The organism is Arthrobacter sp. RCC_34 (assembly GCF_041360795.1).
In the GTDB taxonomy this organism is placed as follows: domain Bacteria; phylum Actinomycetota; class Actinomycetes; order Actinomycetales; family Micrococcaceae; genus Arthrobacter_E.
The window spans coordinates 656,479-667,161 of record NZ_JBFUPW010000001.1; the positions used below are offsets into that span (position 1 = coordinate 656,479).

The following is a 10,683-nucleotide window of genomic DNA, read 5'->3' on the forward strand; positions in this document are numbered from 1 at the left end:
GCACCGGCCTGGGTCAGGATCGGTGCATGGACTCCTTCACACCGCCGGTCCACCGGACCGGGCGACGCGCGGCTGAACGCACCGGACTGTCACGGGCCGTGGCGTGTTCGATCGACGGGCTGTCCGCGATGGCGAGTCTGGTCACCGGCGCAGAATGCGCGGCTTGCGGGCAGACAGAGGTGGTGCTCTGCGCGGCATGCCTCAGCGAGCTGCACGCCCACGGGCTGGCGCCGTTCCCGGCGGGTCATCGGGCGCCGGCGCTGGCGGACCATCCTGAGTGGACGGTGCTGGCTGCCGCGGATTACGGAGGGGTGGTCTCCCAGGTGGTGCTGGCGCAGAAGCGGCGCGGTCATCGGGTGCTGTCGCGGGAACTCGGCGCTCTGCTGCAACGGGCGATGTGGGCGTTCGCAGGCACAGCCGGAGGCGCCGTCGGTCCGGAGCAGTCGGGTGAGCTGTGGTTCGTCCCGGTGCCGAGCAGTGGGGCATCATTCCGCAAGCGCGGTTTCGATCCGCTGGACCTGGTGTTGCGGTGCTGTGGCGCCACCGGACTGCCGCCCGGTGGCGTCCTGGTGCCTGCGCTCGCCGTCCGTGGACTTCCCGAACGCCTCGTGCACGCGCTGCTGGTCGTGGCCCGTCCGATGGACGACGACGGCGTCCGGGAACCAGCGCTGCGCAGGCTGGGCCGGATGCTGCTCAAGTCCCTCCCGAGGCCGGGCAACGGGCAGAAGGGGCTGGGGGCTACGGCGCGCCGACGCCGCCTGGCCGGCAGCATGAGGCTCTCCCGGGCCTTCCGATGCGCCTACGGGGGAGACGCGCTCACGGGCGCCCGCTGCGTCCTCGTGGACGATGTCCTGACCACCGGCGCCACCCTGGCCGAGGCGGGGCGGGTGCTGGAGGAAGCCGGGGCCAGGGTGCTCGGCGCGGTCGCGATCGCCGCCACCAGGCCCCCGGCGCACCGGGGGAGTTCCCAGGAAGAAATAAGTGAACAAGGGATGAATTACTGAGCGCTATCCACTAACGTCAGTACTGGGTACCAAGCCAAGAAGGTACCTGTCGATAGCGGCTCGGAAAGGGGCTCGACTGTCAAACAGACCGGCCCCAGGAACCAGCCGTCGTCGTGCCACCGAAACACTGTGGAGGACACCATGGAGTTCATGATCAGCGGCCGCAACGTGACTGTATCGGATCGTTTCCGCGAGTACGCGAGCGAGAAACTCTCCAAGCTGGAGACGCTGGGCGATAAGGTCCAGCGGATCGACACGAAGGTCTCCAAGAAAGCCCACTCCCGGTCGGCGGATAACGATCTCACCGTCGAGGTCACTGTTCTGGGACGTGGCCCGGTGATCCGGGCTGAGGCTGTTTCGGGTGATAAGTTCGCGGCCTTCGACCTGGCCTACGGCAAGCTCCTCGAGCGACTGCGCCGGGCCAAGGACAGGCGCAAGGTGCACCACGGCAGGCACACCCCACAAGCGGTGCATGAAGCGACCGCAAGCCTCGAACCACCGGCTCCCGAATCCCCCGAGCCTCCGGCGCCCTACGAGATCCCCAACGACATTCCCGCGGGTGACTCGCCCGTTCTGATCCGCCGGAAGGTCTTCCCCGCCACCACCATGACGGTGGACGAGGCCGTGGACAACATGGAGCTCGTGGGCCACGCTTTCTACCTCTTCGTGGACAAGGAGACCGAACAGCATTCCGTGGTGTACCGTCGCACGGGATGGACCTATGGCGTCATCACCCTTGACCCCGAATGCACCGAAGCCGAGGGTCAGGAGAAGATCCACGCCTACCGCTCCGACGATGAGGATGCGGTGGTCGTCGCCTGACGGAAGCGCGCCGTAAGACAGGCGCGCAGGACAGACTAGGAGCACCGTGCCGGAAACGCTGACTCTCGCCCAGGCGAGAAGAATCGCCTTGGCGGCACAGGGGCTCTCCAAGGAACGGCCCACGGACCCCGCCACGGCGAGGTCGGTGGGCCGTTCCTTCGCCCAGATGCAATTGGTGCAGATCGACTCCGTCAACGTCCTGTCCCGCAGCCACTACCTGCCCTTCTTCTCGCGTCTGGGTGCGTACGACAAGGCCCTGGTGGACCGGATGTCGCAGAAGGCCCCGCGCAGCATGATGGAGTTCTGGGCGCACGAGGCCAGTTTCATCCAGCCCGGCCACTTCGACGCGCTGCGGCACTGGCAGCGTCGGCGGTGGGTGAGTGCCGAGCACCTCGACGCCACCCAGCGGGAGGAACTGCGGGAGAGCATCCTCGACGTGCTCGGACGGTCACGGCCCCTGACAGCCTCCCAGCTCACGGAGCGCCTCGGCCACGTCGAGGAGAAGCGCAACGACCACTGGGGCTGGAACTGGAACGCCGTGAAGGTGGTGCTGGAATTCCTGTTCGCGCGTGGCGAGGTCACCTCGGCGGGCCGGACGGATCAGTTCGAGCGCCGCTACACCCTGACGGCCCGGGCGTTCCCGCTCCTCGAGGCACAGCGGGGTCATGATCTGCACGACCCCGCGGCCCGCGAGGCGTCCCTCGACCTGCTGGTGGAAGCCTCCGCCAGGGCTCACGGCATCGGCACGGTCAAGTGCCTTGCGGACTATTTCCGGCTGCCGGTCCGCCCCGTCGGCGAAGCGCTCGAGCGGCTGGCCGCGCGCGACGTCGTGCGTCCGGTCGACGTCGACGGCTGGGGGAGCGGGCTGTACCGGCATCTCGGGGTCAAGCTCCCGCGTGCGGCTTCCGGACAGGCTCTGCTGAGCCCATTCGATCCGATGGTGTTCGAGCGCACCCGCCTGGAGCGGCTGTTCGGGTTCCACTACCGGATCGAGATCTACACCCCGGCCCACCGGCGTCGGTACGGCTACTACGTGCTGCCTTTCCTGCTCCGGGACACGATGGCGGCCCGGGTGGACCTGAAAGCGGACCGCGCGGCGTCGCGTCTGGTGGTGCGCGGCGCCTACGAGGAACCGGGTGCCCCGTCGGACACGGCCGTCAGATTGGCCGGGGAACTCCGGACCATGGCGGGCTGGCTGGGACTGGCCGATGTCGACGTCGCGGGCCAGGACGAGTTCGCCGCGCAGCTGAAGCGTTCGCTGTAGGCGCATTCGACCCCGCAGACGGGAACCCTGGGCGGTTCCCACACGTGTCTCACGTAGACTGAACACGCCGTGAACGGCATGCCAAGACACGCGTATCGATTGGGAGTACCCGCACGTGGCCTCACTTCTTGAAAAACTCTTGCGCACCGGCGACAAGAAGACGCTCAAGCGTCTCCGCAACTATGCGGACGCCATCAATGCACTTGAGGATTCCTTCACAGGCTTCACCGATGCCGAACTCCGTGCTGAGACGGACCGGCTGCGGGAACGCCACGAGGATGGCGAGTCGCTGGACGCGCTGCTGCCGGAGGCGTTTGCCGCCGTCCGTGAAGCATCGTCCCGCACCCTTGGCATGCGGCACTTCGACGTCCAGCTCATGGGTGGCGCCGCACTTCATCTCGGCAACATCGCCGAGATGAAGACCGGTGAAGGCAAGACCCTGGTCGCCACCGCCCCGGCGTATCTGAATGCGCTGAGCGGCAAGGGCGTGCACGTGGTCACGGTCAACGACTACCTCGCCGAGTACCAGTCCGAACTCATGGGCCGCGTGTACCGCTTCCTCGGTCTGACCAGCGGCTGCATCCTGGCCAACCAGGACCCGGCGCTGCGCAAGGTACAGTACGACGCGGACATCACGTACGGCACCAACAACGAGTTCGGCTTCGACTACCTGCGCGACAACATGGCGTGGGACAAGTCCGAGCTGGTGCAGCGCGGTCACAACTTCGCGATCGTCGATGAGGTCGACTCCATCCTCATCGATGAAGCCCGTACCCCGCTCATCATCTCCGGTCCCGCCCAGGGCGACGCCAACCGCTGGTACGGCGAGTTCGCCTCCCTCGTGCAGAAGCTCGACGAGGGCCGCGATTACGAGGTCGACGAGAAGAAGCGCACCGTCGGCGTCCTGGAGTCCGGCATCGCCAAGGTCGAGGACTACCTCGGCATCCACAACCTCTACGAGTCTGCGAACACTCCGCTCATCGGGTTCCTCAACAACGCCATCAAGGCCAAGGAACTCTTCAAGCGGGACAAGGACTACGTCGTCATGGACGGCGAAGTCCTCATCGTCGATGAGCACACCGGCCGTGTGCTGGCCGGCCGCCGGTACAACGAGGGCATGCACCAGGCGATCGAGGCCAAGGAGAAGGTCGAGGTCAAGCCGGAGAACCAGACCCTGGCGACCGTGACCCTGCAGAACTACTTCCGCATGTACGACAAGCTCTCCGGCATGACCGGCACGGCCGAGACCGAGGCCGCGGAGTTCATGTCCACGTACAAGCTCGGCGTGGTGCCGATCCCCACGAACCGTCCGATGCAGCGCATCGACCAGCCCGACCTCGTCTACAAGAACGAAGTGGTCAAGTTCGACGCCGTCGTGCAGGACATCGTCGAGCGCCACGAAAAGGGCCAGCCGGTCCTCGTGGGCACCACCAGCGTCGAGAAGAGCGAATACCTCTCCCAGAAGCTGGCCAAGGAGGGCGTCCGCCACGAGGTCCTGAACGCCAAGAACCACGCTCGCGAAGCAGCGATCGTGGCTGAGGCCGGACGTAAGGGCGCCGTGACGGTCGCGACGAACATGGCCGGCCGTGGTACGGACATCATGCTGGGCGGAAGCCCCGAGTTCACCGCGGTCGCGGCGCTGAAAGCCCGTGGTCTGGATCCGGAAGAGAACCCGGAAGAGTACGAGGCCGCCTGGCCCGAGGCTCTGGAGGCCGCGAAGAAGGCGGTCAAGGACGAGCACGAGGAAGTCCTCGAACTCGGAGGCCTGTACGTGCTCGGCACCGAGCGTCACGAGTCCCGTCGTATCGACAATCAGCTTCGTGGCCGTTCCGGCCGTCAGGGCGACCCGGGTGAATCCCGCTTCTACCTGTCGCTGACGGACGACCTCATGCGTCTGTTCAACTCCGGCGCCGCGGAACGCCTGATGGCGTCGACCCTCGACGACGAGACCGCACTGGAGTCCAAGATGGTCTCCCGCGCGATCGCATCCGCTCAGGGCCAGGTCGAGGGCCGGAATGCCGAGCAGCGCAAGAACGTGCTCAAGTACGACGATGTCCTGAACCGTCAGCGTGAGGCCATTTACGGTGACCGCCGCCGGATCCTTGAGGGCGACGACCTGCACGAGAAGGTCCAGTTCTTCCTGGAGGACACCATCAACGCGGTGATCGACGACGCGACGGCGGAGGGTCACAGCGAAGAGTGGGACTACGAGGTGCTCTGGAGCAATCTCAAGACGCTTTACCCGATGACTTTGAGCCAGAAGGACATCTTCGACGAGGCCGGCGGAAAGAGCGGAGTGACCGCTTCCTTCCTCAAAGAGGAGATCCTGTCCGATGCCCGCCTGGCCTACGAGGCGAGGGAGAAGCAGCTCGGCAGCGAGAACATGCGGGAGTTCGAGCGCCGCGTCGTGCTCTCGGTGATCGGCCGCAAGTGGCAGGAACATCTCTATGAGATGGACTACCTGAAGGAGGGCATCGGCCTCCGGGCCATGGCCCAGCGTGATCCGCTCGTGGAGTACCAGCGCGAGGGCTACACGCTCTTCCAGGCCATGATGGCCGGCATCCGCGAAGAGTCGGTCGGTTTCCTGTACAACCTGGAGGTGGAGGTCACCGAGACTCCTGCCGCCGAGGCCGCTTCGGAGCCGCATATTCATGCCGCAGGCCTCGAAACGCCTGAGCAGCCCGCGCAGTTGCAGTACTCCGCTCCCGGCGAGGACGGCGAAACCGAGACCCATGTCGAGCGGAAGGACTCCGCGACGGAGGCCACCCGTGACTCGAGGTCTGGAAATCCCGCGCGCAGTGGCGGCAAGAAGGGCAATCGCAAGCGTCGCTAGCCACGAGGTGATGCCCGGACGGTAGACCTGTCCGGGCATCATCCGATCTCCAGGGCCGTCACGATCCAGGAAGTACGCCGTGCTTCCATCCGGATCGCGACGGCCCTGGTGCGTTTGCGGCACCGGACCACGGCAGTGGCCTCGACGATCTGGGACGTGGGGCATTGGGCGTGGACGCTCTGAACGTGTGCGTCGGCGTAGGGCGAAGGGCGGCCTCGCCCGAAGTGTTCCTGAGACTCCTGAACCAGTGCCCTGCGGAGCTGAAGCGAGGCGAACAGTTCGGGCTCCATCCAGCGGGAGAGCTGTTGCAAGGGACGGCTGCCGTTCAACGCCTCCATGACGGCCTGCACGAGCCGCTGCACCTGACCCTTGAGCTGGCTCAGCCGTCGGGCCTCGTCGAAGGACGCAGGAACCGGCGGCGGCGCCGGGCGCGGCGGAGTGATGGTGCGCAGCGTCACCGTTTCGTGGTCATCGGAGGAGAGCCCGGGGTGTGGGGCGCTCATTGCCGGTGGATCTCCCGCCGTCGAAGGCGTCGACGCGAACGGTGTCATGTGGTGCGCTCCTTCGGAGGTGGATGATGTCCAGCACCGGGGCCAGGTGGTCGACCGGGCCCGGGTGACAGGCTGAGCGCCAGGATCTGAGGTGGCGTGGACTGAAGCCGAGCCGACAGTCCCGGCTTTATCACTTTTTCGCGGGGACTCTCAGGACTGTTCCGGGCAGGAGATGATCTGGGTCTGGCCCGATGACGTCGCGATTGGCGGAGTGCCAATGGGGCCAGTACCGTGCGATCTCCAGATCTGTTGCGCGCGGACCGAGTTCTCTGGACGCCAGGATCCAGAGGGAATCCCCGGCCCGGACCACCACCTCGCGAGGTGCTGCCTGAAGGTCCAAAGTGCTCCGCCGCGGTTCCGGTGCCATGAGCCCTGGCTCCGGGGCGACGGTGGAGGGCGTCCATCCCGGATCCAGTGAATGGGTTCCGTGCGAAGGTATCGGAGGACGGGTACGGGTTGCGAGTACATTCCCGTCCAGGGCTTCGGGCCGAGAAGCATCAGCAGTCCATCCTGGATCGAGGGAGCCCGGGTCGGCCGAAAGGGACATGCCGGGTGGGGCGGTGGCGGCTGCCTGAGCTCCTGGAGCGCCGAGAAGCGTGAGACCCAAGACGGTCAGAGCCAGGCGCCGCATGAACGCCGGCGCCCACAGTCCGATCCGCTCTGCGGAGGCGTGCCGCCCGTGCAGCTCACAGGCGGCAGCGAGGAATGCCATCGACATGGACAACAGCCACCAGATCACGGCCGCTGACCCGGCCCAGAAGGCGAGGGACCCCACCAGTGTCTCCAGCCGCTGGTTCGAGGCGCTCGGCCCCGCCCAGCGCGTGGGGTTCCCGGCCATGTGCCCGGACCAGCCGAGCAGCAGGAGCAAGGAGCTTGCAGCCAGGACACACAAGGACAGCATCGCCTCGGTCCGGCCTGCAGCGGGCGCGGGCGGTGCGGAGTGAGACGCTCTGAGGCTCATGTTGAGCTCCTTTGATGAAGTTTGATGGGATTTGATGAAAGTAGATCAATCTTGATCCGGTTCGATGTGTTTGTCCAGAGCATGTTCGATCGTGGGTGACTTTTGAATGACAAAGCATCGGCACTACGGTGCTCGCATGCGCTGGGGACTGCTGTTCGGGGACATGGAAGCTCAACTGGAGGAGGCTCTGCGTCTGGACCGCGAATCCAGTGCTGCCGAGCTTGAACGAGCGGAGTTCGCCCGGGTTCTCTTCCTGGAACGGCTGCGGGGAGCGGAAGCGCGCGTAGTCACCTTGGACGTCCCCGGCGCCGGTCGACTGGATGGCGTGGTGCGGCGGGTCGGCGCGGACTGGTTGATCCTGGAGGGGGGAACGTCGGACTGGCTCGTTCCCGCACGCTCGATCAGGTGGGCTTCGGGGCTGATGCGCTCCGCGGGATCCGAAGACGATGCCATCTGGGGACGCCTGGGGATGGCCTCCGCGCTGAGAACGGTGGCCCGTGACCGCTCGATGGTCCAGGTGTTCCTGGAGCCGGAAGGCCCGGACCCCCTGGTCTTGTCAGGCGTGATCGCCCGGGTGGGTGCTGATTTTCTGGAGCTCTGGGACGTCACTCCGGGCAGTGAGGGCGGGCGGCGTCAGTCCGTGGCTGCCGTTCCGTTCGGCGCCGTCAGGGCCGTCCGGAGTGGGAGCGGGCCGGGGACGTTTCGCGAGCTGTGATGCGAGGCGTCAGTTCGCCGGGGAGTCCTCTGCAGAAGACGCAGGGTTCTCGATGCTGAGCCTGGTCTGTTCGTACTGCTCCTGGATGTATTCCTCGAGCTTTTCGGATTCGATCCGCCAGACACCGCGACCGCCCACCCGGATGGCCTTCAGCTGTCCGCTTCTCACCAGCGCATAGGCCTGCGATGAGTTGATCTGGAGAATCTCCTCCACATCGGCGAGGGTCAGAAAGCGGCGCATGGGTCCATTCTGCCATCTTGTGGACACGCAGGAGAGTCGGTTATCCACAGAGAGGCATCATGAACAGTCAATCGACTGAAAGTTTCGTCAATGATGATGAATACTGATCCGGACGAAGGCGTGATCTTCGCCTGATGGATAGGAGAGATTCGTGAGTGAAACCCCCTCGACCCGTCTGAGGAAGCCGTCCTGGAGAGATCCTCGTTTGCTCCTGGGCCTGCTTCTGGTTCTTCTGTCCACGGCGGGCACCATCAGTCTGGTCGCCGGTCTGGACCGAGGCGTGGACGTCTATGTGGCACGGAAGGGGATCCCGGTGGGGGAGCGGCTCACGGCCGATGACTTCGACCGGGCCACGGTGCGACTCGGAAACGCCGAGGCCCAGTACGTCAGAGCAGACGAACCGCTCCCGGACGGAATGATCGCAACGGCATTCGTCGGGAAGGGGCAGTTGGTCCCCAGAAGCAGTATCGGCGCGGTGCGCGCACTGACCAGCAAACCCGTTGCCGTTCCCGTCGACGGGGTGCTGCCTGAACAGCTTCAGGAAGGTGCCGCCGCCGACCTCTGGGTGGCTGCCCCGGATGAGCGCAACGGTTTCAAAGAACCGCGTCTTGTGGTGCGGGCGGGCGAGGTGGTGAAAGTGGTGCAGAGTCAGCAGGCGTTCGGTTCGAATGCGTCCCAAGTGGTCATCGTGCTGATTCCTGACGCTCAATTGCCGCAGGTCCTCGCCGCTCAAGCGAACAAATCCAGGATCTCGTTGGTCTGGAACCCTGCAGGGCGGGCTTCGTGACGGTGAGCATCGCCACCCACGGCAACGGTTCGGGTGACCTGGCGGAGCAGCTGAACGGGCGACGACACGGCGCGTTCCGGGTGGTCCGGCAGAGTGAAAGCCTTGAGGAGCTCATGGGGGCGTGTCAGGCGGGTCTCGCGCAGGTCGCCCTGTTCATCGGAGACGACCATCCCCTCGACGCCACCACGGTGGACCGGCTCAGGGCGCTCGGGGTCATCGTGCTCATCCTGAGCCACGACCGTGATGAGCGAGAGCGCCTGACGAGAGTCGGGGCGGTGACCCTGCCGGCTGACGCCGGCGTCGCACAGGTGGAGGAAGTCCTCTCCTCTGCGTTGGACGGGCCGGGTGCGTTGGACGGGCCGGGCCGGCGCTCGGACCCGCCTGCTGTGACGGACGACGGCGGCTCGCGCGGTCCCAAGGCCCGGCCTGGTGCTTCATGGGCGCGGGTAAGTCACTCGGCCCTCGCCGAGCCGACTGCGCCCGATCCGATTCGCCCGACAGCCCCGGACGGTGAGGATCCCGGCGAACTTCCCGGTGAGGATCCCGGCGTGGACGCAGGGCCCGCCCGCACGCGTCCAGACCAGGCGCGCTCGACGGGGGACGATCCGGGACCGCCCTGTGTCCTCGCCGTGTGGGGCCCGGCTGGAGCGCCTGGGAGGACCACGGTGGCGGTCAACCTTGCCGCCGAACTGGCGACGGAAGGGCGAAGCGTCGTCCTCCTCGACGCCGACTCCTACGGTGCGAGCGTGGCGGCCCACCTCGGGCTGCTGGACGAGTCCGCCGGTCTCGCGCAGGCCTGCCGTCTGGCGGACCAAGGCCGGCTCGACGCGACGGCACTTGAGCGATGCCGCGTCCCGCTCGCCATGGGCCAGGGCAATCTCGACGTCCTGAGCGGGCTCACCCGTCCGGAACGGTGGACGGAGCTCAGGGGGCCGGCGCTGTCGCTCGTCCTCGACGTCTGTTCCTCGATGTACGACCACGTGGTCATCGACGTCGGGTTCTGCCTGGAGGCGGATGAGGAGCTCAGCTTCGACACCATGGCTCCCCGGCGGAATGCCGCTGCTCTCACAGCCCTCGGCGCGGCCGAGCGGGTCTATGCGGTGGGGGAGGCGACGGCGGTGGGCCTGCCCCGTCTGGTCCGTTCCATCCCCACTCTGCTCGACGCCGCGCCGCAGGCTCAAGCGGTTGTGCTGATGAACAAGGTGCGACAGGATGCCGTCGGCCGGTTTCCGGAGCGGCAAGTGCGGGAAGCATGGGAACGGTTCGGGCCCTCGCTGCCGATCAAGTCATTTCTCCCGTTCTCTCCCGAAGTTGTGGACACCGCGTTGAGGAACGGGAACGTCCTGGCCGAGTCCGCTCCGCAATCGGAACTGCGCCGGGCGGTCCGATCTGTGGTTTGTGCACCTGCACAGCGTTCTCGGAAATCCTCTGTGTTTTACACCACGACGCGGTGGGTGGGATCGCGCTAGGCTCGCCACTAAGACCGCAATGAAGCGGTGAATCATT

Annotated in this window: 10 protein-coding genes; 8 read left to right on the forward strand and 2 right to left on the reverse strand. The window is 66.3% G+C overall.

Annotation, left to right across the window (positions count from 1 at the left end; translation table 11 throughout):
* Nucleotides 1-26: 26 nt before the first annotated feature.
* From AB6732_RS03075 to secA, 4 genes are all read left to right on the forward strand, one after another.
* Nucleotides 27-1,004 (forward strand): ComF family protein, encoded by a 978-nt coding sequence (locus AB6732_RS03075; protein ID WP_370958197.1) that lies wholly within the window; start codon nucleotides 27-29, stop codon nucleotides 1,002-1,004.
* Between the two features lie 141 nt (nucleotides 1,005-1,145).
* The gene (gene hpf / locus AB6732_RS03080) at nucleotides 1,146-1,826 is read left to right on the forward strand and encodes a ribosome hibernation-promoting factor, HPF/YfiA family (RefSeq protein ID WP_107004430.1); all 681 of its coding nucleotides are present in this window, start codon (nucleotides 1,146-1,148) and stop codon (nucleotides 1,824-1,826) included.
* Nucleotides 1,827-1,872: 46 nt separating this feature from the next.
* A complete protein-coding gene (locus tag AB6732_RS03085) occupies nucleotides 1,873-3,090 on the forward strand; it encodes a winged helix-turn-helix domain-containing protein (protein WP_370958200.1) in 1,218 nt (405 codons plus the stop codon).
* A gap of 115 nt (nucleotides 3,091-3,205) precedes the next feature.
* Nucleotides 3,206-5,923, forward strand: a complete 2,718-nt coding sequence (gene secA / locus AB6732_RS03090; protein ID WP_370958202.1) for a preprotein translocase subunit SecA — start codon at nucleotides 3,206-3,208, stop codon at nucleotides 5,921-5,923.
* Nucleotides 5,924-5,961: 38 nt separating this feature from the next.
* On the opposite strand, the gene AB6732_RS03095 is transcribed toward secA, so the two are convergent.
* Nucleotides 5,962-6,426, reverse strand: coding sequence for an Rv3235 family protein (locus AB6732_RS03095; RefSeq protein ID WP_370958204.1), 465 nt, complete (start codon nucleotides 6,424-6,426; stop codon nucleotides 5,962-5,964).
* A 764-nt stretch (nucleotides 6,427-7,190) separates the two neighbouring features.
* Between AB6732_RS03095 and AB6732_RS03100 the strand changes: the two genes are divergently transcribed.
* Entirely contained in the window at nucleotides 7,191-7,418 is a 228-nt protein-coding gene (locus AB6732_RS03100) for a hypothetical protein (protein WP_370958206.1), read from the forward strand.
* Between the two features lie 123 nt (nucleotides 7,419-7,541).
* Nucleotides 7,542-8,150 (forward strand): hypothetical protein, encoded by a 609-nt coding sequence (locus AB6732_RS03105; RefSeq protein WP_370958208.1) that lies wholly within the window; start codon nucleotides 7,542-7,544, stop codon nucleotides 8,148-8,150.
* Between the two features lie 9 nt (nucleotides 8,151-8,159).
* Here the strand turns inward: AB6732_RS03105 and AB6732_RS03110 are convergent, their stop codons facing one another.
* Nucleotides 8,160-8,390, reverse strand: coding sequence for a helix-turn-helix domain-containing protein (locus AB6732_RS03110; RefSeq protein ID WP_370958210.1), 231 nt, complete (start codon nucleotides 8,388-8,390; stop codon nucleotides 8,160-8,162).
* A gap of 280 nt (nucleotides 8,391-8,670) precedes the next feature.
* Between AB6732_RS03110 and AB6732_RS03115 the strand changes: the two genes are divergently transcribed.
* Nucleotides 8,671-9,177, forward strand: coding sequence for an SAF domain-containing protein (locus AB6732_RS03115; RefSeq protein ID WP_370958211.1), 507 nt, complete (start codon nucleotides 8,671-8,673; stop codon nucleotides 9,175-9,177).
* Nucleotides 9,174-10,646 carry a CpaE family protein gene (locus AB6732_RS03120; RefSeq protein ID WP_370958212.1) on the forward strand — a complete coding sequence of 491 codons (1,473 nt, stop codon included), beginning with the start codon at nucleotides 9,174-9,176 and terminating at the stop codon, nucleotides 10,644-10,646. The genes AB6732_RS03115 and AB6732_RS03120 overlap by 4 nt, the downstream gene beginning before the upstream one ends.
* Nucleotides 10,647-10,683: the final 37 nt, after the last annotated feature.